Origin of the sequence: Pantoea sp. Ap-967 (genome assembly GCF_011752565.1) — a bacterium.
In the GTDB taxonomy this organism is placed as follows: Bacteria; Pseudomonadota; Gammaproteobacteria; order Pseudomonadales; family Pseudomonadaceae; genus Aquipseudomonas.
Window position 1 is genome coordinate 101,410 of the sequence record NZ_VWXK01000005.1, and the last position, 25,351, is coordinate 126,760.

Annotated in this window: 18 protein-coding genes; 10 read left to right on the forward strand and 8 right to left on the reverse strand. The window is 63.9% G+C overall.

The genetic code is table 11. The features are described from left to right. Nucleotides 1-292: 292 nt before the first annotated feature. Nucleotides 293-1,987: a long-chain-fatty-acid--CoA ligase FadD1 gene (fadD1, locus tag F3J45_RS07460; RefSeq protein ID WP_370526356.1), complete on the forward strand. Its 1,695-nt coding sequence runs from the start codon at nucleotides 293-295 to the stop codon at nucleotides 1,985-1,987. Between the two features lie 75 nt (nucleotides 1,988-2,062). Here the strand turns inward: fadD1 and F3J45_RS07465 are convergent, their stop codons facing one another. Beyond that, the gene (locus tag F3J45_RS07465) at nucleotides 2,063-3,370 is read right to left on the reverse strand and encodes an FAD-binding oxidoreductase (RefSeq protein ID WP_167059647.1); all 1,308 of its coding nucleotides are present in this window, start codon (nucleotides 3,368-3,370) and stop codon (nucleotides 2,063-2,065) included. Nucleotides 3,371-3,400: 30 nt separating this feature from the next. Further along, complete coding sequence (locus F3J45_RS07470; protein WP_205300437.1) at nucleotides 3,401-4,780, reverse strand: glutamine synthetase family protein; 1,380 nt, start codon at nucleotides 4,778-4,780, stop codon at nucleotides 3,401-3,403. 498 nt (nucleotides 4,781-5,278) lie between these two features. Between F3J45_RS07470 and hrpA the strand changes: the two genes are divergently transcribed. Next, nucleotides 5,279-9,184 carry an ATP-dependent RNA helicase HrpA gene (gene hrpA, locus F3J45_RS07475; protein WP_167059650.1) on the forward strand — a complete coding sequence of 1,302 codons (3,906 nt, stop codon included), beginning with the start codon at nucleotides 5,279-5,281 and terminating at the stop codon, nucleotides 9,182-9,184. Nucleotides 9,185-9,361: 177 nt separating this feature from the next. After that, nucleotides 9,362-10,483, forward strand: a complete 1,122-nt coding sequence (locus F3J45_RS07480) for a beta-ketoacyl-ACP synthase III (RefSeq protein ID WP_167059653.1) — start codon at nucleotides 9,362-9,364, stop codon at nucleotides 10,481-10,483. A 163-nt stretch (nucleotides 10,484-10,646) separates the two neighbouring features. Here F3J45_RS07480 and F3J45_RS07485 read toward each other — a convergent pair whose 3' ends face one another. Further along, on the reverse strand, nucleotides 10,647-11,891 hold the full coding sequence (locus tag F3J45_RS07485; RefSeq protein ID WP_167059656.1) for a putative porin: 1,245 nt from the start codon (nucleotides 11,889-11,891) through the stop codon (nucleotides 10,647-10,649). Nucleotides 11,892-12,154: 263 nt separating this feature from the next. Here F3J45_RS07485 and F3J45_RS07490 point away from each other — a divergent pair, with 263 nt between their 5' ends. Continuing rightward, nucleotides 12,155-13,282 carry a GNAT family N-acetyltransferase gene (locus F3J45_RS07490; protein WP_167059658.1) on the forward strand — a complete coding sequence of 376 codons (1,128 nt, stop codon included), beginning with the start codon at nucleotides 12,155-12,157 and terminating at the stop codon, nucleotides 13,280-13,282. Between the two features lie 78 nt (nucleotides 13,283-13,360). Here the strand turns inward: F3J45_RS07490 and F3J45_RS07495 are convergent, their stop codons facing one another. The 4 genes from F3J45_RS07495 to F3J45_RS07510 form a co-directional block, all read right to left on the reverse strand. Then, nucleotides 13,361-15,193, reverse strand: a complete 1,833-nt coding sequence (locus F3J45_RS07495) for an ABC transporter ATP-binding protein (RefSeq protein ID WP_167059662.1) — start codon at nucleotides 15,191-15,193, stop codon at nucleotides 13,361-13,363. A gap of 63 nt (nucleotides 15,194-15,256) precedes the next feature. After that, a complete protein-coding gene (locus F3J45_RS07500) occupies nucleotides 15,257-15,814 on the reverse strand; it encodes a peptidylprolyl isomerase (protein ID WP_167059665.1) in 558 nt (185 codons plus the stop codon). Further along, nucleotides 15,808-16,620: an alpha/beta fold hydrolase gene (locus F3J45_RS07505; protein ID WP_167059668.1), complete on the reverse strand. Its 813-nt coding sequence runs from the start codon at nucleotides 16,618-16,620 to the stop codon at nucleotides 15,808-15,810. Before F3J45_RS07505 ends, F3J45_RS07500 begins: the two co-directional genes overlap by 7 nt. Before the next feature lie 13 nt (nucleotides 16,621-16,633). Beyond that, nucleotides 16,634-17,557 (reverse strand): LysR family transcriptional regulator, encoded by a 924-nt coding sequence (locus F3J45_RS07510; protein ID WP_167059671.1) that lies wholly within the window; start codon nucleotides 17,555-17,557, stop codon nucleotides 16,634-16,636. 48 nt (nucleotides 17,558-17,605) lie between these two features. Between F3J45_RS07510 and F3J45_RS07515 the strand changes: the two genes are divergently transcribed. The 4 genes from F3J45_RS07515 to F3J45_RS07530 all read left to right on the forward strand — a co-directional run bounded on the left by F3J45_RS07515 (nucleotide 17,606) and on the right by F3J45_RS07530 (nucleotide 20,710). Further along, nucleotides 17,606-17,920, forward strand: a complete 315-nt coding sequence (locus F3J45_RS07515) for a 3-phosphoglycerate kinase (RefSeq protein ID WP_167059674.1) — start codon at nucleotides 17,606-17,608, stop codon at nucleotides 17,918-17,920. Between the two features lie 110 nt (nucleotides 17,921-18,030). Continuing rightward, nucleotides 18,031-18,630, forward strand: coding sequence for an FMN-dependent NADH-azoreductase (locus F3J45_RS07520; RefSeq protein ID WP_167059676.1), 600 nt, complete (start codon nucleotides 18,031-18,033; stop codon nucleotides 18,628-18,630). 267 nt (nucleotides 18,631-18,897) lie between these two features. After that, complete coding sequence (locus F3J45_RS07525) at nucleotides 18,898-19,773, forward strand: carboxylate/amino acid/amine transporter (RefSeq protein ID WP_167059680.1); 876 nt, start codon at nucleotides 18,898-18,900, stop codon at nucleotides 19,771-19,773. 1 nt (nucleotide 19,774) lies between these two features. Then, the gene (locus F3J45_RS07530) at nucleotides 19,775-20,710 is read left to right on the forward strand and encodes an AEC family transporter (RefSeq protein WP_167059683.1); all 936 of its coding nucleotides are present in this window, start codon (nucleotides 19,775-19,777) and stop codon (nucleotides 20,708-20,710) included. A gap of 813 nt (nucleotides 20,711-21,523) precedes the next feature. Here F3J45_RS07530 and F3J45_RS07535 read toward each other — a convergent pair. After that, nucleotides 21,524-22,822 (reverse strand): mechanosensitive ion channel family protein, encoded by a 1,299-nt coding sequence (locus F3J45_RS07535; RefSeq protein ID WP_167059686.1) that lies wholly within the window; start codon nucleotides 22,820-22,822, stop codon nucleotides 21,524-21,526. Between the two features lie 145 nt (nucleotides 22,823-22,967). Between F3J45_RS07535 and F3J45_RS07540 the strand changes: the two genes are divergently transcribed. After that, nucleotides 22,968-24,290, forward strand: a complete 1,323-nt coding sequence (locus tag F3J45_RS07540) for a DEAD/DEAH box helicase (RefSeq protein ID WP_370526358.1) — start codon at nucleotides 22,968-22,970, stop codon at nucleotides 24,288-24,290. A 241-nt stretch (nucleotides 24,291-24,531) separates the two neighbouring features. Then, complete coding sequence (locus F3J45_RS07545) at nucleotides 24,532-25,296, forward strand: SDR family NAD(P)-dependent oxidoreductase (protein WP_167059689.1); 765 nt, start codon at nucleotides 24,532-24,534, stop codon at nucleotides 25,294-25,296. Nucleotides 25,297-25,351: the final 55 nt, after the last annotated feature.

The following is a 25,351-nucleotide window of genomic DNA, read 5'->3' on the forward strand; positions in this document are numbered from 1 at the left end:
GTGTGTAGGAGCGGGCTTGCCCCGCGAAGGCCCAACAGGTGCTCTAACAGGCGTATCACAGCCCGATTCGCGACATTTTGGTTAAATACTCTAAAAATGACCTGTATCGTTCATTGAGTCATTTTTGTGACTGCAAGGCCTGTCTTGGCCCCTAGGCGACCCCAAACAAAGCTGTTACTCTCGGCCCGCTTTCAGATGATCAGGTTTGCAACCAACCCTCATCTCATATCAATAATAAACGCATCGACGCGTGAATCGAACTTCGCTGTTGCTGAAGGAGTGGGCTTCCATGATCGAACATTTTTGGAAGGATAAATACCCAGCCGGGATCACGGCGGAAATCAATCCTGACGATTTCCCCAACATCCAGGCGGTACTCAAGCAATCCTGCCAACGCTTTGCCAACAAACCGGCCTTTAGCAACCTGGGCAAGACCATCACCTACGGCGAGTTGTACGCGCTGTCGGGCGCCTTCGCTGCCTGGCTGCAGCAGCACACCGACCTCAAGCCGGGTGACCGGATTGCCGTGCAACTGCCCAACGTCCTGCAATACCCGGTCGCCGTGTTCGGCGCCCTGCGTGCAGGCCTGATCGTGGTCAACACCAACCCGCTCTACACCACGCGGGAAATGGAACACCAGTTCAACGACTCCGGGGCCAAGGCCTTGGTGTGCCTGGCCAACATGGCCCACCTGGCCGAGAAGGTGGTGCCCAAGACCCAGGTCAAGCACGTCATCGTCACCGAAGTGGCCGACCTGCTGCCACCGCTCAAGCGCCTGCTGATCAACAGCGTGATCAAGTACGTGAAGAAGATGGTGCCGGCCTATGACCTGCCGGGCGCCGTGCGCTTCAACGACGCCCTGGCGCTGGGCAAGGGCCAGCCGGTTACCGAAGCCAACCCGCAGGCCAACGATGTGGCGGTGCTGCAGTACACCGGTGGCACCACAGGCGTTGCCAAGGGGGCGATGCTCACCCACCGCAACCTGGTGGCCAACATGCTGCAGTGCCGCGCCCTGATGGGCTCGAACCTGCAGGAAGGCTGCGAGATCCTGATCACGCCGCTGCCGCTGTACCACATCTATGCCTTTACCTTCCATTGCATGGCAATGATGCTGATCGGCAACCACAACGTGCTGATCAGCAACCCGCGCGACCTGCCGGCCATGGTCAAGGAACTGGGCAAGTGGAAGTTCAGCGGTTTCGTTGGCTTGAATACCTTGTTCGTCGCCCTGTGCAACAACGAGGCGTTCCGCGCGCTGGACTTCTCGGCGCTGAAAATCACCTTGTCCGGCGGCATGGCCTTGCAGTTGAGCGTGGCCGAGCGCTGGAAAACCGTTACCGGTTGCGCCATTTGCGAAGGCTACGGCATGACCGAAACCAGCCCGGTGGCAGCGGTGAACCCGGCCGAGGCCAACCAGGTGGGCACCATCGGCATTCCGGTGCCGTCTACCCTGTGCAAGGTGATCGACGATGCGGGCAATGAACTGCCCCTGGGCGAGGTCGGCGAGCTGTGCGTGAAGGGCCCGCAGGTGATGAAGGGCTACTGGCAGCGTGAAGACGCCACCGCCGAGATTCTCGACAGCGAAGGCTGGCTGAAAACCGGTGACATCGCCTTGATTCAGGCCGACGGCTACATGCGCATCGTCGACCGCAAGAAGGACATGATCCTGGTGTCGGGCTTCAACGTATACCCCAACGAGCTCGAAGACGTGCTCGCCGCCTTGCCGGGCGTGCTGCAGTGCGCGGCGATCGGTGTGCCGGACGAAAAATCCGGCGAGGTGATCAAGGTGTTCATCGTGGTCAAACCGGGCATGACCCTGACCAAGGAACAGGTGATGGAGCACATGCGTGCCAACGTCACCGGCTACAAGGTGCCAAAATTCATCGAGTTCCGTGATGCCTTGCCGACCACCAACGTGGGCAAGATCCTGCGCCGTGAGTTGCGCGATGAAGAGCTGAAGAAGCAGGGCCTGAAGAAGATCGCTTGATTGACCTCGTGGGCCCTTCGCGGGGCAAGCCCGCTCCTACAAGGAGCGGGCTTGCCCCGCGAAGGGCCAGTACAATCAGCGCAATTTCTCCAGCATCTGGTAGTACCACATCCCCGCCGCCAGCAGCGGGTTCCCCAGCAAATCTCCCATCGGCACCCGCACGTGCTTGCACGCCGCGAAGGTGTCGAACTGCTCCAGCGCCCCGGTCAACGCCTTGGCCATGATCTCGCCCATGATGTGGCTGGTGGCGATGCCGTGCCCGGAGTAGCCCTGGCAATACCACACGTTGTCCGACAGCTTGCCCAGTTGCGGGATGCGGTTGACCACGATGCCCATGGCGCAGCTCCACTGGAACTCGATTGGCACGCCCTTGAGTGCGGGGAAGGTGCGCTCGATGCACGGGCGCAGCTCGCCTTCGATGTCGCGTGAATCCTTGCCCGAATAGTTGGCGCCGCCGCCGAACAGCAGGCGCTTGTCGGCCGTCAGGCGGTAGTAGTCGAGGACGAAGCGGCAGTCGTACACCGCCAGGTCCTGCGGGTTGATCTGCTCGGCCAGCTCACCCAGCGGCGCGGTGGTGACGATGCCACCCATGGCCGGAAAGATCTTGCCCTTGAGCTGGCGTTTTTCCAGCCTGTGATAGACGTCCCCGGCCAGCATCACCTGGTGCGCCTCGACCCGGCCGTGGGCGGTGACCACCGCCGGGCGCGGGCCGTGGACGATCTCCAGCACTTCGGAGTTTTCGAAAATCAGCGCGCCCAGGCCGTGGGCGGCGCGGGCTTCGCCCAGGCACAGGTTGAGCGGGTGCAGGTGCAGGTTGCGCAGGTTCTTCAGCGCGCCCAGGTACAACGGGCTCTGCAGGTGTTCGGCAACGCCCTCGCGGTCGAGCAACTGAACCTGCTCGCCCATGCCACGGCGCTCGGCCTCGGCCTGGAAACTACGCAGTTCCTGCATGTGCGACGGTTTCATCGCTGCATGCAGGTGGCCACGCTTGAGGTCGCAGTCAATGCCATAGCGTGCGACCCGCTGCTCGATGATCTGGTGACCGCGCCAGCGCAGGTGCCAGATGAAATCGTCCACCTCGCTGCCCAGGCGCTTGCGCATCTGCGTGCGCATGGCTTCGTCGCCCGACAGGCTGCCGGTCACCTGGCCGCCGTTGCGCCCGCTGGCGCCCCAGCCGATGCGGTTGGTTTCGACGATGGCCACCTTCAGGCCGCGTTCGGCCAGTTCCACGGCGGTGGCGACGCCGGTGAAACCGCCGCCGATGATCGCCACGTCGACCTGCACCGTGCCTTTAAGCTGCGGGTAGGCGGTGTGGTCGTTGAGCGTGGCGCTGTAATAGGACGGCGCGCGCTGGGCCGGGCCGTCGTTCAATGCTGCGTTCATGGGTGTTCCTTGTTCTTGAAAGGGTAAGGCTCAGGCCTGGTGCAGGTACCAGCGCCAGTCCTGCTCGCTGACTTCGGCCATGAACTGGCGGTACTCAGCGCGCTTGACCTTCAGATAAACGCCGAGGAAGGCATCGCCAAGGGCTTCGCGGGCCCACTCCGAGCGTTCCAGGGCATCAAGGGCGGTCAGCCAGTCGGTGGGCAGGTGTTCGGTGGCCTGGGCATAGCCGTTGCCCTCGACCGGGGCGCCGGGGTCCAGCTGCTCGCGAATGCCGTAGTGGCTGGCGGCGAGAATGGCGGCAGCGGCCAGGTAGGGGTTGGCATCGGCGCCGCAGATGCGGTGTTCCACATGCCGGCTGTTGGCCGGGCCGCCCGGCACGCGCAGGCTCACCGTGCGGTTGTCGACCCCCCAGGTGGGCGCCAGCGGGGCATAGCTGTTGGCCTGGAAGCGGCGGAACGAGTTGGCGTTGGGGCAGAACAGCAGCAACGATTCGCGCAGGTGGCGCAGCATGCCGGCCACGGCCTGGCGCAGCAGCGGGGTGCCGGCCTTGTCGTCGCTGGCGAACAGGTTGTTGCCGGCACTGTCGGCCAGGCTCAGGTGCATGTGCATGCCGGTGCCGGCCAGTTGCGCGAACGGCTTGGCCATGAAGCAGGCCTGCATGCCGTGGGCATGGGCCACACCCTTGACCAGGCGTTTGTAGCGCACGGCCTGGTCCATGGCTGCCAGCGCATCGCCGTGTTCCAGGGTGATTTCCACCTGGCCCGGGGCGTATTCCGAGATCGCCGTGCGCGCAGGGATGCCCTGGGCCTTGCAGGCGGCGTAGAGGTCGGCCAGGAAGGGTTCGATCTGCTCCAGCTCGCGCAGGCCATACACCTGGGTGCTGCGCGGGCGGCCGCCGTCGTTGTCCAGCGCAGGTTGCGGGCGGCCCTGGGCGTCGCGTTGCTGGTCGAGCAGGTAGAACTCAAGCTCGCAGGCCATCACCGGGTGGTAGCCATCGGCCTTGAGCGCTTCGACGGTGCGCAGCAGCACGTGGCGCGGGTCGGCGACGCTGGCCGGCAGGCCCTCGCTGGGGTGCATGCTGACCTGTACCGCCGCGGTTGGCACGCGGCGCCAGGGCAGGCGAACCAAGCTGCCCTCCAGCGGGTAGGCGCGGCAATCGATGTCACCCACGTCCCAGACCAGGCCTGAGTTTTCCACGTCGTCGCCATTGAGGGTCAGGCCCAGGATGGTACTCGGCAGCGGGCGACCGCTCTGGAACACGGCCAGCAGTTCCTCGCGGTGCAGCAGCTTGCCGCGGGGCACGCCGTTGGCGTCGAGGATGAACAGCTCGAACAGTTCGATATCGGGGTTTTCAGCCAGGAAACGGCTGGCCTGCTCTACAGGTGCAAAGTGCATGATGGTTTCGCTCACGAGGGCATGGAACCTGCGCGCAGGCGCGGTCCAGTCGAGTCAAACGGCCAGGTGCTGGCCGGGTTTGGTCACGAACAGGTGGGCGAATGATCCGGTGGGCGGGCGTGGCGGCAGTGCCACAGGGCCCAGAAGGCGAGGATGATGTGCACCAGCGGATTTTCCCCGGCACGGGTCCGGGCCTTCGGCAGCGAAGGGCGGGACGACGGTGGGGCGATCGGCTGGGCGGGGGTCATGCCTTTGATACTCACATGCGGCGTAAGGTTGATTAAAGCAGTGAATGGCAACCTTCACATCGTGGTTGGCTAAACATTCTCTTTGCCTGTGCCGGCCCTTTCGCGGGGCAAGCCCGCTCCTACAGATTCAAAATCTGTAGGAGCGGGCTTGCCCCGCGAAAGGGCCGGCACAGGCAGCAGAGAACCGGCAAATCTGCGACAATCGCCCAACTTTCCGAATGCCGATCATGAAAAAGCAGGCCCACCTGCATCACTAAAAAGCCCCATGACTGACCACGCCATCGACAAACTGCTGCAAAACCTCGATCACGCCATGATTGCCGACCGCCATCGCCTGCGCCGGCAACTGCATGAACTGCGCAAGCGCCCAGACGAGGCCAAGCTTGCCCAGTGGGTGGAAAAGGTCCAGGCCTCCTGCGCCCAGGTCACCGCACGCCAAAACAGCGTGCCGCGTATCCGCTACGACGACAGCCTGCCGATCGCCGCCAAGCGCGACGACATCAAGAAGGCCTTGGCCGAGCACCAGGTGTTGGTGATCGCCGGTGAAACCGGTTCGGGCAAGACCACCCAGTTGCCGAAGATCTGCCTGGAACTGGGCCGTGGCAGCCATGGCCTGATCGCCCACACCCAGCCGCGCCGGATTGCTGCGCGCAGTGTCGCGGCGCGGGTGGCCGAGGAGCTGGGCACACCGCTGGGTGGTTTGGTGGGCTACCAGGTGCGCTTCGAAGACCAGAGCGATGCCAACACCCTGGTCAAGCTCATGACCGACGGCATCCTGCTGGCCGAAACCCAGCACGACCGTTTCCTCGAACGCTACGACACGATCATCGTCGACGAAGCCCACGAGCGCAGCCTGAACATCGACTTCCTGCTCGGCTACCTGAAAACCCTGCTGCACCGTCGCCCGGACCTGAAGCTGATCATCACCTCGGCGACCATCGACCTGGAGCGTTTCTCCAAGCACTTCGACGGCGCGCCGATCATCGAGGTGTCGGGCCGCACCTTCCCGGTGGAAACCTGGTACCGCCCGCTGACCAGCGAGCAGGACGAGGAGGGCAACCAGGTCGAGGACGACCTCACCGTCGACCAGGCCATCCTTGCCACCCTCGACGAGATCGCCCAGCACGAGCGCAGCGTGGGCAAGGGCCCTGGCGATGTGCTGGTGTTCCTGCCGGGCGAGCGGGAAATTCGCGATGCCGCCGAAATCCTGCGCAAGGCGCAGCTGCGCCATACCGAGATCCTGCCGTTGTATGCGCGGCTGTCGCCGGCCGAGCAGCAGCGCATATTCCAGGCCCACACCGGGCGCCGCGTGGTGCTGGCCACCAACGTTGCGGAAACCTCGCTGACCGTGCCCGGCATCCGTTACGTGATCGACACCGGCACTGCGCGCATCAGCCGCTACAGCTACCGCGCCAAGGTTCAGCGCCTGCCGATCGAGGCGGTGTCCCAGGCCAGCGCCAACCAGCGCAAGGGCCGTTGCGGGCGGGTTGAGCCGGGTATTTGCGTGCGCCTGTACAGCGAGGAAGACTTCAACGGCCGCCCGGCGTTCACCGACCCTGAGATCCTGCGCACCAACCTGGCGGCGGTGATCTTGCAGATGCTGCACCTGCGCCTGGGCGCCATCGATGCCTTCCCGTTCATCGAGCCGCCGGATGGCAAGGCCATCAGTGACGGTTTCAACCTGCTGCAGGAGCTGTCGGCAGTCAACCGCGAGAACCAGCTGACGCCAATCGGCCGCCAGCTGGCGCGCCTGCCGATCGACCCGCGGCTGGGCCGCATGCTGCTCGAAGGCGCCCGCCAGGGCAGCTTGCAGGAAGTGCTGATCGTCACCAGTGCGCTGTCGGTGCAAGACCCGCGTGAACGCCCGCCTGAGCGCCAGCAGGCTGCCGACCAGGCGCATGCCCAGTGGAAGGACGTCGACTCCGACTTCGCCGCGCTGGTCAACCTGTGGCGCGGTTTCGAGGAGCAGCGCCAGGCGCTGACCGCCAACCCGCTGCGCAACTGGTGCCGCAAGAACTTCCTGAATTACCTGCGCCTGCGTGAGTGGCGCGATGCCCATCGCCAGCTGGCGCTGATTTGCCGCGACCTGCAGCTGACGGTGAACAAGGAGCCGTCCGACTACCTGAAGGTTCACAAGGCAATCCTCAGCGGCCTGCTCAGCCAGATTGGCCAGAAAACCGAGGAAGGCGACTACCAGGGTGCCCGCCAGCGGCGCTTCTGGGTGCACCCGTCTTCTGGCATTGGCCGCAAGCGCCCACAGTGGGTGATGGCCGCGGAACTTGTGGAAACCACCAAGCTGTATGCCCGCATGGTGGCCAAGATCGAACCGGACTGGATCGAGCCGCTGGCCGGGCACCTGGTCAAGAAGAACCACTTCGAACCGCACTGGGAGAAGAAGCGCGGGCAGGTGGTGGCCTATGAGCAGATCACCCTGTACGGGCTGATTCTGGTGGGGCGCCGGCCGGTGCATTTCGGCCCGATCGACCCGGTCACTTCGCGCGAGCTGTTTATCCGCGAAGGCTTGGTCGGCGGCGAAATCCAGTCGCGGGCCAAGTGCCTGGCAGCGAACAAGCGCTTGCTCGAACAGCTCGATGAGCTTGAAGCCAAGGCCCGCCGCCGCGACATTCTGGCCGACGAAGAAACCTTGTACGCCTTCTACGAGGCGCGCCTGCCGGCGGAAATTCACCAGGCCGCGACCTTCGACAGCTGGTACCGCATGGGCAGCCAGAAGGATGCCAACCTGCTGATCATGCGCGAGGAAGACGTGCTGGCCCGCGAGGCCAGCGAAGTCACCGCCGCGCAGTACCCCGACAACCTGCAGGTGGGCGAACTGCGCCTGCCGCTGACCTACCACTTCGAGCCGGGCCACCCCCGCGACGGCGTGACCGTGCGGGTGCCGGCGCCGCTGCTGCCGAGCCTGCCGGGCGAGCGCCTGGAATGGCTGGTGCCGGGCCTGCTGGAAGCCAAGTGCGTGGCGCTGGTGCGCAACCTGCCCAAGGCCCTGCGCAAGAACTTCGTGCCGGTGCCGGACTTCGTCAAGGCCTCCCTGGCGCGCATGACCTTCGGCCAGGGCGCGTTGCCCCAGGCCCTGGGCCAGGAGCTGCTACGCATGACCGGGGCGCGGGTGTCGGACGAGGCCTGGGCCGAGTCGGTGGAACTGGTGGAAGGCCACCTGCGGATGAACATCGAGGTGGTCGACGGCCAGGGCAAGTTCCTTGGCGAAGGCCGCGACCTGGCCGAACTGACCGCGCGCTTTGCCGCTGCCAGCCAAGCCGCACTGGCCGTGCCGCGTACTGAAAAGAACGAGCAGCCGGTGCAGGCCAAGGCCTTCAGCGAGGTGAAACAGACCGCCCAGCAGAACATCGCCGGCCTGTCGATGACGGTGTACCCGGCGTTGGTGGAAGAGGCCGGCACCGTGCGTGAAGGCCGCTTCTCGACCCAGGCCGAAGCGCAGTTCCAGCACCGCCGTGCCCTGCAGCGCCTATTGCTGCAACAACTGGCCGAGCCTGCCAAGTTCCTGCGCGGCAAGCTGCCGGGGCTGACCGAACTGGGCTTGTTGTACCGCGAACTGGGGCGTATCGAGGCACTGGTAGAGGACATTCTGCTGGCCAGCCTGGACAGCTGCATCCTCGATGGCGAAACCCCGCTGCCCCGTGATGGCGCGGCCTTGGCCGGGCTTGCCGAGCGTAAGCGGGGCAGTTGGGCCGAGCATGCCGAGCGCCTGGCCCGGCAGACCTTGGAAGTGCTGAAACTGTGGCACGGCCTGCAAAAGCGCTTCAAGGGCAAGATCGACCTGAGCCAGGCCGTGGCGCTCAATGACATCAAGCAGCAGCTGGCCAACCTGGTGTACCCGGGCTTTGTGCGCGAGACGCCAGCGGTGTGGTTCAAGGAGTTGCCGCGCTACCTGAAGGCGGTGGAACTGCGCCTGGAAAAACTCGGCTCCCAGGTGCAGAAGGACCGGGTGTGGAGCGGTGAACTGAGCAACTTGTGGGCGCAGTACAAGGCCCGGGCCGACAAGCACGCCCAGGAAGGCAAGCGCGACGAGCAATTGACCTTGTACCGCTGGTGGCTGGAGGAATACCGGGTGTCGCTGTTCGCCCAGCAGCTGGGCACCAAGGTGCCGATTTCCGACAAGCGTTTGAGCAAACAGTGGAGCCAGGTGGAGGGATAAACTTCCGCAGATGTGGCAATATTGATGCAATTTGGGCCGCGTTGCGGCCCTTGTGGGGGCGGGTTTACCCACGAACGAGGGCCACGCCCTCGCTCTCAAACTGGTACCAAGGTGCCATTAAGTTGCCATATTCCCAGCCAGCGCCCATGGCGATGGCCTTTGAGCAGAGGATCGATCGTGCATAACGTCGTGATCAGCGGCACCGGCCTGTATACCCCGGCCCAGAGCATTTCCAACGAAGAACTGGTGGCCTCCTTCAACGCCTGGTCAGCGCAGTACAACCAGGACAACGCCGCCGCCATCGAACGTGGCGAACTGGAAGCTGCCCCGGTTTCCGACGCGGCCTTCATCGAAAAGGCCTCGGGCATCAAGAGCCGCTTCGTCATGGACAAGGCCGGCATCCTCGACCCGCAACGCATGAAGCCGCGCCTGCCCGAGCGTTCCAACGACGAGCAGTCGATCCTCTGCGAAATGGGTGTGGCTGCCGCGCGGCAAGCGCTGGAGCGTGCTGGCCGTACTGCCGCCGATGTCGATGGGGTGATCGTTGCCTGCTCCAACCTGCAGCGCCCGTACCCGGCCATCGCCATCGAGGTGCAGCAGGCGTTGGGCATCGACGGCTTTGCCTTCGACATGAACGTGGCCTGCTCGTCGGCCACCTTCGGCATCCAGACGGCCGCCAACAACGTGCAACTGGGCCAGTCCCGCGCCGTGCTGGTGGTGAGCCCGGAAATCTGCACCGGGCACCTGAACTTCCGCGACCGCGACAGCCATTTCATCTTTGGTGATGCCGCCACTGCCGTGCTGGTCGAGCGTGCCGACCAGGCCAGCTCCAGGCACCAGTTCGATATCCTCGGCACCAAGCTGAAAACCGCGTTCTCCAACAACATCCGCAACAACTTCGGCTTCCTCAACCGCGCAGCGGAAGAGGGCATCGGTGCGCGCGACAAACTGTTCGTGCAGGAAGGGCGCAAGGTGTTCAAGGAAGTTTGCCCGATGGTTGCCGAACTGATCGGCACGCACCTGGGCGAGCACAACCTGCAGCCTAGCGACGTGCAGCGCTTCTGGCTGCACCAGGCCAACCTCAGCATGAACCACCTGATCGTCAAGAAGCTGATGGGGCGTGAGGTGAACGAGCACGAGGCACCGGTGATTCTCGACCGTTATGCCAATACCAGTTCGGCGGGGTCGGTGATTGCCTTCCACCTGTACCAGGATGACCTGGCGCAGGGCGCGCTGGCGGTGCTGAGCTCGTTTGGCGCGGGGTATTCGATTGGTAGCGTGATTCTGCGTAAACGCTGATTGAATGGGCGCCGCGTGCGGCGCATCGCGAGCTGCGCTCGCTCCTACACGGACCGGTAGGAGCGAGCAAAGCTCGCGATGCGCCCGAAAGCAAAAAAAAGGCAGGAAATGCTGGATGGGGTCAGCATTTCCTGCCTCAGAGTGAAGCAGAGGAGAGTGTTGCTTAGAACTTGGCTTCCAGGTCCACCTGCAGGGTGTCGACGCTGGCGTCGCTGTTCGGCAGGTTGGAGTAGTCGGTCTTGGCCATCAGGTAGGCCGCGCCCAGGGCGAAGTTCTTGTCGATTTCGTAACCCACTTTGAACTTGTGGCCACGGGAACCGGTGAAGCCGTTGCCGAAGTCGGAGTCGGTGAACAGGCTCACGACACCGTTACGCTGTACGTCGCGGTAGTTGTAGTCCAGGCTCCAGGCACCCAGCTTGGTCTTCAGACCGGCCAGCCAGGCAGTGTCCTTGCCATCGGTGCTTTCGGTGTTCTTCACGTACTGGCCGTAAGCCGACAGCGGGATGGCGAAGCCGGTGAAGTCCACTTGGCCAAAGCCTTCCACCAGGTTGAACTCGTCGGTGGTGTTGCCCAGCGAGCGCAGCAGTGCCGAGGCCTTGTCGTTGTCGTAGCCATACAAGCTGGCACCGACGGTGACCTTGACGGTGTCAGCCGCGTTGAACTTGGTACCCAACTGGGCAGCGTACAGCTGTGCGTCGTGCTTGTACTGCACGCCGTCGCCGTCGACGTTGTCCTTCAGGTTGTAGTGGCCGATGCTGCCGAACACTTCGGCAGGGCCGAGGTTGGTCTTGTAGGTGGCTGCCACGCCTTCCGGGTTGATGTCGCTGTCCCAGATGATGTCGCCCATGCTCACCCACGGCTGGTTCATCTTACCGCCGATCAGGTGCAGGTTCGGGACGGCAGTCGGGTGCCAGTCGAGGTAGGCCAGGTCGACCCACAGCGATTTCTTCTCGAAGTAGTTGTCCAGGCTCTGGTTGGTCGAGCGGGCATCGGCGCTGCTGCCGGTGGCCACACGCACACCGGCGTCGACTTGCGGGTTGATCTCGCTGTAGAAGCCGACGCGGGCACGTACGCGCTCGCGGTCCTGGTTGGGGCTGCGGGAGATCGGGTTGTCGACGTTGACGTCTTCGTAACGCAGGCGCACGTCACCCTTGATTTGGGTCTTGGCGGCCCATGCCACTTTCTGTTCGAAGGAGCTCATACGGTCGGACTGAGCTTTTTGCGCGGCCTTTTCCTTGGTTTCCTGTGCCAGGTCGCCCTGCAGTTCGTTGTACTGCGCCTGGTTGATCGAGCCGTTGGCGCGGAGCATTTCGAGCAGCTTGGCGTCGACGGCCGCACTGGCCGGAGTGCTCAGAGCCAGCATCATGCCGGTGAGGCTCACTCCGGTAAGTGTAGAAACAAGACGCATAAGGTTCTCCCTACTGAAAAGATTTGGGGAGGCTCAAGCGGCCGCCCCCATGTTGGCATGTCTTCGGAAAGGGCCTGACTAGACAGGTTCTGGGGTTCCGGAAAACAGGCGCAAGTATTGCGGGGGCAAATGACAGAATAATGTCTAATTAGTGGCACTGTTGTTAAGTAATTGAGAGCAAAGGGGTACGGCAGGCAGATCGTCATTTGAGTGAGGGGCGGTTGATCGCCGATACTGGTGGCTTGAAAGGGAGAGCCGAAACCGTGACCAGCCTCTACAGCCTTGCCCATCTGCGCGACATTCCGGCGGCCACCTGGGATGCCCTGGTGCCCGCTGGCCAGCCATTTCTGCGCCATGCCTTTCTCAGTGCCCTGGAAGACAGCGCCAGCGTTGCGCGCAGCACCGGCTGGGCTGCCGAACACCTGGTGCTGGAGCACGAGGGCGAGGTGCGGGCCCTGCTGCCGGCCTATCGCAAATGGCATTCCTATGGCGAGTACGTGTTCGACCATGGCTGGGCCGACGCCTGCGAGCGCGCCGGCATCGCCTATTACCCCAAGCTGCTGGGCGCGGTACCGTTCAGCCCGGTCAGCGGCCCACGCCTGCTGGCCCGTGACCCGGCTGATGGCCTGTTGATTCTGCAGGCCCTGCCCGAGTACCTGGGCAAGGCGGGCTTGTCTGGGGCACACATCAACTTCACCGACCCGGCGCTGGATACGCAGATGGCGAGCTTGCCCGGCTGGATGGAGCGCCTGGGCTGCCAGTTCCACTGGCGCAACCGCGGCTACCGCGACTTCCAGGACTTTCTCGACACCTTGAGCTCACGCAAGCGCAAGCAGATGCGCAAGGAGCGCGAGCAGGTGGCGGGGCAGGGCATCGACTTTCGCTGGTACCGGGGCGATGAGCTGGATGAGGCGCAGTGGGACTTCGTGTTCCTGTGCTACGCCAACACCTACGCGGTGCGCAGGCGTTCGCCCTACCTGACGCGGGAGTTCTTCAGCCTGCTGGCCGAGCGCATGCCCGAGGCGGTGCGGGTGGTGATGGCGCGCCAGGGCGGCCGCGACGTGGCCATGGCCCTGAGCCTGGTGGGCGGCGACAGCCTGTTTGGCCGCTACTGGGGGTGCCTGGACGCATTCGACCGGCTGCATTTCGAGACGTGTTTCTACCAGGGCATGGACTTTGCCATTGCCGAGGGGTTGCAGCGCTTCGATGCCGGGGCCCAGGGCGAGCACAAGCTGATTCGCGGGTTCGAGCCGGTGCTGACGCGCTCGTGGCATTACCTGCTGCACCCAGGGTTGCGGCGGGCAGTGGAGGAATTCCTGGTGCAGGAGCGGGAAGGGGTGCGGGGGTATGCCGAGGAGGCCAGGGCGATGCTGCCGTACCGAAAGGATTGAGCACTGGGTTGGCTTCTTCGCGGGGCAAGCCCGCTCCTGTAGGAGCGGGCTTGCCCCGCGAAAGGGCCGCAAAAGGTGTCAATCGACCCCGACAAACCCCCCGGTCTGGTGATGCCACAGGCGGGCATACAGCCCCCGCTGCTCCAGCAGTTCACTGTGGCTGCCACTTTCGACGATACGCCCCTTGTCCAGCACCACCAGCCGGTCCATCCGGGCAATGGTCGACAGCCGGTGGGCGATGGCGATTACTGTCTTGCCCTGCATCAGCGTTTCCAGGCTTTCCTGGATCGCCGCCTCGACCTCCGAGTCCAGCGCCGAGGTTGCCTCGTCCATGATCAGGATCGGCGCATTCTTCAGCAGCACCCGGGCGATGGCGATGCGCTGGCGCTGGCCACCCGACAGCTTGACCCCACGCTCGCCCACATGGGCATCGAAACCGGTACGGCCCTGGGCGTCGGACAACTGCGGAATGAATTCGTCGGCTCGGGCCCGGCGCACCGCCTCGCGCATCTGCGCCTCACTGGCGTCGGGGCGGCCATATAGCAGGTTGTCGCGAATCGAGCGGTGCAGCAAGGAAGTGTCCTGGGTAATCATGCCAATCTGCGCGCGCAGGCTGGCCTGGTTGACCTCGGCGATGTCCTGGCCGTCGATCAGAATGCGCCCACCCTGCACGTCGTACAGGCGCAGCAGCAGGTTCACCAGGGTCGATTTACCCGCCCCGGACGGGCCGATCAAGCCGATTTTTTCGCCCGGGCGGATATCCAGGTTCAAGCCTTCGATCACGTTGGCCGCCTTGCCGTAGTGGAAGTCCACATCGTCGAAGCGTACCGCGCCGCGGCTGACCTTCAGCGCCGGCGCCTGGGGCTTGTCGGTGACGGTGACCGGCTGGGCGATGGTCTGCAGGCCGTCCTGGACCATGCCGATGTTTTCGAAGATGCCGTTGACCACCCACATGATCCAGCCCGCCATGTTGACGATGCGGATCACCAGGCCCGTGGCCAGGGCGATGGCGCCCACGCTGATCAGCGACTGGCTCCATAGCCACAGCGCCAGCCCCGTGGTCACCACCACCAGCAGGCCGTTGAGGCTGGTGATGACGGCGTCCATGCTGGTGATAACCCGCGATGCCAGCTGGGTTTTCTCGGTTTGCTCGCTGATGGCCTCCCGGGCGTATTGCTGCTCATGGTCGGTGTGGGCGAACAGCTTGAGCGTGGCGATGTTGGTGTAGCCGTCGACGATGCGCCCCATCAGCTTGGAACGGGCGTCGGAGGAAATCACCGAGCGCTCCTTCACCCGCGGCACGAAGTAGCGCAGCGCCGCGATGTAGCAGGCGATCCAGGCCAGCAAGGGCAGCATCAGCCGCCAGTCGGCCTCGGCGAACAGCACCAGTGAACTGATCGCGTAGATCAGCACGTGCCACAGGGCGTCGACGGCCTGCACCGCAGAGTCGCGCAACGAGTTGCCGGTTTGCATGATGCGCTGGGCGATGCGCCCGGCGAAGTCGCTTTGGAAGAAGTTCAGGCTCTGCTTGAGCACGTAGGTGTGGTTCTGCCAGCGGATCAGGCTGGTCATGCCGGGGCTGATGGTCTGGTGCACCAGCAGGTCATGCAGGCCGAAGAACAGCGGCCGCAGCAGCAGGATCACCACCAGCATCCAGATCAGCTCAGTGCTGTGCTCGCTGAAGAAGTTGGGGTTGGGCGCGCCTTGGGCCAGGTCGATGATGCGGCTGAGGTAGCTGAACATCGCCACCTCGATCAGCGCGGCCACCAGGCCGACCACCAACAGGGCGAGAAAGCTGGGCCACACCTGGCGCAGGTAGTACCGGTAGAACGGCCAGACCTGGCTGGGCGGCGACTCGCTGGGCGCGTCGCGGAAAATGTCGATCAATTGCTCGAAACGGCGAAACAACATGGGTGACAAGACTCCTGTAAGACCCGACCGGTGAAGGGCTCACGTCCGTGTGAAGTCCCGTGGTCAGTCGATGCGTTTGGCAGATTTGATATACACCGGGTCGGCCGGCACGTCGCGCATGCCTTTCTTCACGGTGGTGGGCGAGTTGACGATCTGGTCGACCACTTCCATGCCCTGGGTCACCTTGCCGAATACGGCGTAACCAGCGTCGCGGCCAGGGTTGAGGAAGTCATTGTCGGCAACGTTGATGAAGAACTGGCTGGTGGCCGAGTTGGGGTTGGAGGTGCGGGCCATGGCCAGGGTGCCGCGGGTGTTCTGCAGGCCGTTGCTGGCCTCGTTCTTGATGGGGTCCTTGGTGTCTTTCTGCACCATCTGGTCAGTGAAGCCACCGCCCTGCACCATGAAGCCCGGAATTACCCGGTGGAAGATGGTGTTGTTGTAGAAACCGCTGTCCACGTAGGCCAGGAAATTCTTGGTGCTGACCGGCGCTTTTTCGGCATTGAGCTCGATGGTGACCTGGCCGAAGCTGGTATCCAGCTGGACGTGCGGGGTCTTGTCGGAGGCCATGACGCCGGTGGCGAAGGCAACCGAGCAGGCGGTGAGCAGAAGTTTTTTCAGCATGGGCTCAATGATCCTTGAGAGGTGGATGCCGCTGCGAGGAACTGCAGCAGGGTCTGGTTGAAGACCTCGGGTTGGTCGAGGGGCGTAGCGTGCCGGGAATCGTCGATGACGACCAGCCTGGCGTTGGGCATCAGGGCGACGTAGCGCTCCTTGAGTTGTATCGGGGTGTAATCATGGTCGGCGGCGATCACCAGGGTGGGACAGCGAATTTGCCCGATGCGTTCCTGCACGCCCCAGTCGACGATGGCGTCGAAGCTCTTCAGGTAGGCGCGCTTGTCGTTGCGTGCCCAGCGTTCGGCCATCTTGCGCCGAAGCTCGCCTTGTTCGGGCTTGGGGAACAGCCGCGCGGCCAGGCCCTGGCCCACCGTCTCGACGCTGAGCAGGCGCGCCAGGCCCCAGCGCTTGAGCCACCAGACCCAGTCGCTGCGGGTACGCCGCTTGACCTCGGGGGCGCTGTTGACGATGCACAGGCTGCGCAGCCATTGCGGGTGGTCGACGGCGAACTGGAAGCCGACCATGCCACCCATGGACAGGCCGACGAAGTGCACCGGGCCCGTTTGCAGGTGTTCCAGCAAGGCCAGCAGGTCGGCGCTGAAGGTGGCGATCTGGTAGCCGTCGCGGGGCTTGTCGGAGCGGCCGTGGCCGCGGATGTCCATGAGGATCACCCGGTAGTGGCGGGCCAGCTCCGGCACCTGCAGTTCCCAGTCCTGGCTGCTGGAACCCAGCCCGTGCAGCAGCACCAGGGGCTCACCCTGGCCGTATTCCTGATAATGCAGCGAGCATCCTTCATGTTCGAAATAGGCCATGGGCGCGGTCCTCTCAGGCTTGCGGGGGGGCTGCGAAGGGCACGTCCAGCGGCGCGGTGTCGAAATTGCGCAGCAGGTCGATGAGGATCTGCGTGGCCGGGCCCAGGGTCTTCTCTTTGCTCGAATAAAGGTAGAACAGTGGGTGGCGGCTGCCACCCTGATCGAGCGGCAGGGGCTTGAGCACGCCGTCGCGCAGCTCGCGTTCGATCATGTGCCGGGGCAGCCAGGCAAAGCCCAGGCCACTGCCAACGAAGGTGGCGGCGGTGCCCAGGCTGCCCACCGTCCAGCGCTGTTCGGCGCCGAGCCAGCCGACATCGCGCGGCTGGGCGCGGCCGGAGTCACGAATCACCACCTGCAGCTGGCTTTCCAGGTCCTGGAAGGTGATCTCCCGGCCCAGGCGGTGCAGGCTGTGTTCGGGGTGGGCGACGGCGACGAATTCCACCGCGCTGAGCTCGCTGCCCAGGTAACCCCCGATGCTGTAGCTGCTGATGGCAAGGTCAGCGATGCCTTCGTGCATCACCTCTTCCACCCCCGACAGCACTTCTTCACGCAGGCGCACCCGGCAGCCACGGCTCTGCGGCATGAACGCGGCCAGGGCACGCACCAGGCGGGCGCTGGGGTAGGCGGCATCGACCACCAGGCGTACTTCGGCCTCCCAGCCCTGTTCCATGTGGTGGGCCAGGTCTTCGAGCTGGCTGGCCTGTTTCACCAGGTGCCGCGAACGGCGCAGCAGCACGTTGCCGGCCTCGGTCAATACGGCCTTGCGGCCATCGATGCGCAGCAGCGGCACGCCCAGTTGTTCCTGCATGCGCGCCACGGTGTAGCTGACCGAAGACTGCGAACGGTGCAGGGCTTCGGCGGCCTGGGCAAACCCGCCATGGTCGACCACTGCCTGCAGGGTTCGCCATTGATCCAGGGTCACGCGCGGCGCTTTCATGTTTGGCTCCTGTTGTCCTAAGCTGCGCTCTTTCAAGGAGAGCGCCCCATGAAGAAATGTTGTGCGGCAATATTGATGTGCCTGCCCCTCGGGGCCATGGCTTACCCCATCGATGTGGAGAAGGAACTGACCGGGGTCAAGCTGGATTACACCACCTACGACACCGCCTATGACATCGGTGCCATTACCCTGAACAACTATGGGCAAGTGCCAGCGGCCTGCAAGGTGATGTTCCGCAATGGGCCCGAGGCGCCGCGGGTGCGGCGGGTGAACGTGCCGGCCGGCAAGAGCGTGGACGTTACGGCCAAGTTCAACCGGCAGATCATCAAGCTGCGCATCGCGCTGGACTGCAAAGCGGAATAAAACGGATTAATCGATAGATTGAACCCACTTTTTACGCTTTTTTATCGATAGGTCAAGCCTTAATCTCACCTCCATCGAATCGCACCCCTTTTTGCCGATGGAGGCACCCCATGTCCCGCGTACTGATCATCGAAAGCAGCGCCCGCCAGCAGGATTCCGTTTCCCGTCAACTGACCCGCGACTTCATCCAGCAGTGGCAGGCCGCTCACCCGGCTGACCAGATCACCGTACGCGACTTGGCGGTAAACCCGGTGCCGCACCTGGACGCCGACCTGCTCGGTGGCTGGATGAAGCCTGAAGAGCAGCGCAGCGCCGCCGAACTGGGGGCACTGGCCCGTTCCAACGAACTGACCGATGAATTGCTGGCGGCCGATGTGCTGGTGATGGCAGCGCCGATGTACAACTTCACCATTCCCAGCACCCTCAAGGCCTGGCTGGACCACGTGCTGCGTGCCGGCATCACCTTCAAGTACACCCCAACCGGCCCGCAGGGCCTGCTCAATGGCAAGCGCGCCATCGTGCTGACTGCCCGCGGCGGCATCCATGCCGGCGCCGCCAGCGACCACCAGGAACCGTACCTGCGCCAGGTGATGGCCTTCATCGGCATTCACGATGTGAACTTCATCCACGCCGAAGGCCTGAACATGAGTGGCGAGTTCCACGAGAAGGGCCTGAACCAGGCCAAGGCCAAGCTGGCAGCGGTGGCCTGAGCCTTACCGAATTCCCAACCCTGACACCTGTTTGTAGCTCCTTTGGGTGTACCTGCCCGGCCTTTTGGCCGGGCTTTTTTATGCCTGGGATTTTTGTATGGCCTGTGCCGGCCCTTTCGCGGGCAAGCCCGCTCCTACAGGTACGGTTCACAGGCCTGTGGGAGCGGGCTTGCCCGCGAAGAGGCCGGTACAGCCCCACATTACTCATGGTTGAACACAAAGGCCGCAACCCGCTAAGGTCGCGGCCTTGATCCACGAGAGGCAACCATGGGCTACCTGATAATCGTCGCGCTGATCCAGGCGTTTTCCTTCAACGTGATCGGCGAGTACCTGGCCGGGCACGTCGACAGCTACTTCGCCGTGCTCGCACGGGTGGTGCTGGCGGGCCTGGTGTTCCTGCCGCTGACCCGCTGGCGCCAGGTCGAGCCGCGCTTCATGCGCTCGATGTTGCTGATCGGCGCCCTGCAATACGGCATCACCTACGTCTGCCTGTACCTGAGCTTCCGCGTGCTGAGCGTGCCGGAGGTGCTGTTGTTCACCATCCTCACCCCGCTGCATGTGACCCTGATCGAAGACGCCCTGAACCGGCGCTTCAACCCCTGGGCACTGCTGGCGGCCCTGGTGGCCGTGGCGGGCGCGGGGGTGATTCGCTTCGACAGCATCAGCGGCGACTTCTTCGTGGGCTTTCTGCTGCTGCAGCTGGCCAACTTCACCTACGCCGCCGGCCAGGTGCTGTACCGCCACCTGGTGGCCCGTCACCCCAGCGACCTGCCGCACTACAAGCGCTTCGGCTACTTCTACCTGGGCGCACTGATCGTGGTGCTGCCGGCGTTCCTGCTGTTTGGCAATGCCCAGTACCTGCCAACCACGGACGTGCAGTGGCTGGTGCTGCTGTTCCTGGGCCTGTGCCCGACCGCGCTGGGCCTGTATTGGTGGAACAAGGGCGCGTGCCTGGTTTCCGGCGGTACGCTGGCGGTGATGAACAACCTGCACGTGCCGGTGGGCCTGCTGCTGAACCTGTTGATCTGGAACCGTGATGAACCGCTGGGGCGGCTGCTGCTCGGCGGTGCGATCATCCTGGCATCGGTGTGGCTCAGCCGCCTGGGCAGCCGTGGGCAGGTGCCGTTGGCGGGCAAGGCCTGACATGCATACGATTTTCGTCATCGTTGCGCCGATCTTCGCGCTGATCCTGGTCGGCTTTCTGTGCCGCAAGGGCAACAAGCTGGGCGACAAGGCCGCTGCCGAGATCAACAAGATGGTGGTCTGGCTGTGCTTGCCGGCACTGCTGTTCAAGGTGACTGCCACGGCGACCTGGAGCGAAATCTGGCACCCGGGCTTCATCGTCGCGTTCGGTGCCGGGGCACTGGCGATGTTCGTCGTCACCCTGGCCTGGCGCCTGTTCAGCGGCCACGGCCTGGTGGCAGCGAGCATCGACGGGCTCAGTGCCGGTTATGCCAACACCGGCTACATCGGCATTCCCCTGTGCCTGCTGCTGTTCGGCCAGCCGGGCCTGCAGCCGGCGTTGATTTCGTCGTTGATCGTGGTGTGCCTGGTGTTCGCGATTTCCCTGACGCTGATCGAAATCGGCCTGCAGGAAGAACGGCAGATTGGCCGCGCCATGCTGCTGGTGGGCAAGGCGCTGGCGAAGAACCCGTTGGTGATTTCGCCGCTGGCAGGGGCGGCCTGGGCCATGGGTGGCCTGGGGTTGGCCGAGCCGGTGATGCATTTTCTCGACATGCTGGCACTGGCCACCACGCCCTGTGCGCTGATCTCGCTGGGGGCGTTCCTGGCTGAGAAACGCAGCGGTTCCCAGGCCAGCCCCTGGCCGCTGGTGGGCCTGAAGCTGGTGGGGCAGCCGGCGTTGACTTGGGTGCTGGCGTCCAAGGTGTTCAGCCTGCCGACCATGTGGGCGGCCTCGGCGGTGTTGCTGGCCGCGCTGCCGACCGGCACCGGGCCGTTCATGCTGGCCGAATACTACAACCGTGAGGCCGGGTTGATTTCACGGACCATCCTGCTGTCGACCGTGGCCTCGTTGGTGACCTTGACCGGTTTGTTGTACCTGTTGGGTTATGCGGGGTAGCTGAGGGCCCCTTCACTACATGATGGCGTAGGCCCTACCCCTGTAGGAGCGAGCGCAGCTCGCGATGGGCTGCAAAGCAGCCCCGGCGTTAGTTAGCCGCGAAGCTGAAGCCCTGGGGCCGCTGCGCGCCCCATCGCGAGCTATGCTCGCTCCTACCGGGGCGGGGCCGGCCTGTTACATGCTGTTACGCCCAACGGCTAAAAAAATCAGATTTTGCCGCTTTCTTGTAGGGCATTTCCCAAAGAAACTTCCACCCATTGTGGTGTCCCGGGTCAGCCACTAGTCTCGGTTGGTCGTTGCCATTCAACGACCGGCTTTGACAGGCCGACTCAAATTCGAATGCATAGCTTTGCCCTCTATGGCGGCTGTGCGTGGGGCGCTTTCGGGCGCGCCGGGTTTCTCAATTTGACCGGTCTGTCAACCCGCGCACAGCTACCGCCTTTTGTTTGACAGCAAGTCGAAGAAACCAAATTCACCGTCGGTAAAACTGCAATTGGCCAAGGCTCTGCTTGATGATGTCGAGCTGGGGATGATGAAAACCGATTGAGATAGGCCGCGTAGCTGCTCCCAAAATACGGGAGCAGCCTTGTGTAGCGCTGTACCTGTTGGGTTATGCGCGGTAGCTGAGGGCCCCTTCTCTGTAGGAGCGAGCGCAGCTCGCGATGGGCTGCAAAGCAGCCCCGCCGTTAGTTAGCCGCGAAGCTGAAACCCTGGGGCCGCTGCGCGCCCCATCGCGAGCTGCGCTCGCTCCTACCGGGGCGGGGACGGTCTGGAGATGGGGGACTGATCAGCAGGGCCAGGGCCCCAACAATCTCAGATCTCACTCATCTCTTCCAGCCGACGCGGCATCGGCTCCACAGCCCGCCCCGCCAACCCCACCCGCATGTCATTGCCACTGGGCTGCTGATACAGGCTCAAGCCGAACTCCGGCAACACCGCCAGCAGGTAATCGAAGATATCCCCCTGAATCCGCTCGTACTCCGCCCACACCGTGGTGGTGGTGAAGCAGTAGATCTCCAGCGGCACCCCTTCGGCGGTGGTCTGCATCTGTCGCACCATGCAGGTCATGTTCGGGTGCACGTTCGGGTGGTTTCTCAGGTAGGCCAGGGCAAAGGCCCGGAACGTGCCGATGTTGGTCAGCTTGCGGCGGTTGGCCGACAGCTCCGCCACCGGCCCCAGCGCCTCGTTCCAGGCCAGCAGTTCCTGGCGCTTGCCGGCCAGGTAGTCACCCAGCAGCTTTACCTGGCTCAGGCGTTGTTCTTCGTCATGGGTCAGAAAGCGCACCCCGGCGGCGTCGATGAACAAGCTGCGCTTGATCCGCCGCCCGCCGGACTGCTGCATGCCGCGGTAGTTGCGAAACGACTCGCTCATCAGGCGCCAGGTGGGAATGGACACGATGGTCTTATCGAAATTCTGCACCTTGACCGTGTGCAAGGTGATGTCCACCACGTCGCCATCGGCACCCACCTGGGGCATTTCGATCCAGTCGCCCACGTGCAGCATGTCGTTGCTGGTCAGCTGCACGCTGGCCACGAACGACAGCAGGGTGTCCTTGTACACCAACAGCAGCACCGCCGACATCGCACCCAGGCCCGACAGCAACAGCAGCGGCGAGCGGTCGATCAGGGTGGCGACGATGACGATGGCGGCGAAAATCCACAGCATCATCTTGGCCAGTTGCACGTAACCCTTGATCGAGCGGGTGCGGGCGTGCTCGGTGCGGGCATAGATGTCCAGCAGGGCATCGAGCAGGCACGACAGGGCCAGGGTCAGGAACAGCAGGCTGAACGCCAGGGCGACATTGCCGAGAAAATGCTGGCTGGTGTCGGAAAGCTCCGGCACCAGTTTCAGGCCGAACTGCATCACCAGCGATGGGGTGGTCTGGGCCAGGCGGTGGAACACCTTGTTGTGGCGCAGGTCGTCGAGCCACTTCAGTGCCGATTGCCGGGCCAGCAAGCGGGTGCTGTGCAGCACCAGGAAGCGTGCCAGGCGGCCCAGCAGCAGGGAAATCACCAGCAGCACGGCCAGGCCGATGGCGGCGTGGAGCAGCGGGTGTTGGTCGAGGGTGCCCCACAGGTCGAGGCTGTCACGCCAGATGCGTTGAATGTCCATAAGCTTGTAAACCGGCCAATTGCAGCGAAACGAAGCGCCATTAGAGCGCGGATGGCGAGAAAGTTGCCAAAAGAAATTCGGCTCCGGCGGCAGAAAACGTTACCCTATGCAACTGAATTTCCCGCACTTGCCTGAGGTTACCTCCGTGTTCTCCCAATTCGCCCTGCATGAACGCCTGCTGAAAGCCGTGGCCGAGCTTAAATTCGTCGAGCCGACCCCGGTGCAGGCCGCGGCCATCCCCCTGGCCCTGCAAGGGCGCGACCTGCGTGTGACCGCGCAGACCGGCAGTGGCAAAACCGCCGCGTTCGTCCTGCCGCTGCTCAACCGCCTGGTCGACCTGAAAGGTGGCCGGGTAGAGATCCGCTCGCTGATTCTGCTGCCGACTCGCGAGCTGGCCCAGCAAACCCTCAAGCAAGTGCAGCTGTTCTCGCAGTTCACCTACATCAAGGCCGGCCTGGTCACCGGTGGTGAAGACTTCAAGGAACAGGCCGCCATGCTGCGCAAGGTGCCGGACGTGCTGATCGGCACTCCGGGCCGCCTGCTTGAGCACCTCAATGCCGGCAACCTTGACCTGTCTCACGTGCAAGTGATGATCCTCGACGAAGCCGACCGCATGCTCGACATGGGCTTTGCCGAAGACATGGAGCGCCTGTGCAAGGAGTGCGAGAACCGCGAGCAAACCCTGCTGTTCTCCGCCACCACCGGCGGCGCAGCCCTGCGCGACATCATCGGCAAGGTGCTCAAAGACCCTGAACACCTGATGCTCAACAGCGTCTCGCAACTGGCCGAAGGCACCCGCCAGCAGATCATCACCGCCGACCACGACCAGCACAAGGAAGCCATCGTGCAGTGGCTGCTGGCCAATGAAACCTTCGACAAGGCGATCATCTTCACCAACACCCGCGCCTTGGCCGACCGCATCTATGGCCACCTGGTGGCCAAGGACGTGAAAGCTTTCGTGTTGCACGGCGAGAAGGACCAGAAGGACCGCAAGCTGGCCATCGAGCGCTTCAAGCAAGGCAGCTCCAAGGTGCTGGTGGCCACTGACGTGGCGGCCCGTGGCCTGGACATCGACGGCCTGGACCTGGTGATCAACTTCGACATGCCGCGCAGCGGCGACGAGTACGTGCACCGCGTAGGCCGCACTGGCCGTGCCGGTGGCGAAGGCCTGGCAATCTCGCTGATTACCCACAATGACTGGAACCTGATGTCCAGCATCGAGCGCTACCTCAAGCAGCAGTTCGAGCGCCGGGTCATCAAGGAAGTGAAGGGCACCTACAGCGGGCCGAAGAAGGTCAAGGCCTCGGGCAAGGCAGTGGGTGCCAAGAAGAAGAAGGTCGACAAGAAGACCGGCGAGAAAAAGGCTGCAGCCAAGCGCAAGCCTACCGCCAAGCCACGGCCCAACGCGCCGCTGGCAAGCTCCGACGGCCTGGCACCGCTGAAAAAGCGCAAGCCAGCGGCTGAGTAACCTTCGCCAGCGCTGTCGACTGCTTCGCTCCTACAGGTATTGCATGGTTTTCGAGCCGCGTGCATGCCCTGTAGGAGCGGCGGTGCGGCGATCCGACTTGCCCCGCGAAGAGGCCATCACAGGCCAACACCTACACAACCCTTTCCCCCGCACCCTGCAGCTATACCCCTGGGTATATTTACCCCACGCCCCCTCGGCCCTAGTTTGAACCCCACAAACACAACAACCGAGGAACACTCCCATGGATCGATTGAAAGGCAAGGTGGCACTGATTACCGGTGGCGCAGGCGGTTGTGGCCTGGCCGCGTCGGAGCTGTTCGCCGCCGAGGGCGCCAAGGTGGTGATCCTCGACTTGCCCAGCAGCCAGGGCGAGGCCGTGGCCGCACGCATCAATGCCGAGGGTGGCCAGGCCCTGTTCGTTGCCGCCGACGTGTCGCAGGCCGACCAGGTGCACCGCGCCGTCAGCCAGGCCCAGGCACATTTCGGCGCGGTCACCGTGCTGATGAACCACGCCGGCATCATCGCCGCCGGCCCGTTCCTGGAAACCAGCGAGGCCGACTGGGACCGGCTGATGAGCGTCAACGTGAAAAGCATGTTCCTGGTCACCAAGGCCGTGCTGCCGGGCATGCTCGCCGCCGGTGGCGGCAGCGTAATCTGCACCTCGTCGATTTCCGCCGTGGTCGGCACGCCCATGGAGGTGCTGTACTGCACCACCAAGGGCGCCTGCCACATGTTCGCCCGCGCCCTGGCCGTGGAGTACCGCGACCAGAACATCCGCAGCAACGCGATCTGCCCGGGCTTCATCGGCACGGCCCATGGCCGGCGCGAACTCGACCTGCTGCGTGGCTTTGGCGTGGATGCCTCCGACGAGGCGATCAAGACCATGCAGGGGCGTCTGTGCGACCCGAGCGAGGTGGCCAACGCAGCGCTGTTCCTGGCCAGCGATGAATCGAGCTTCGTCAGCGGCTCGCACCTGTTCGTCGACAACGCCTACACCGCCATGTAACGCCCGGCTGGCAGCGCGCTGCCAGCCACCACAACAAGAACAGCAGTAACTTTCA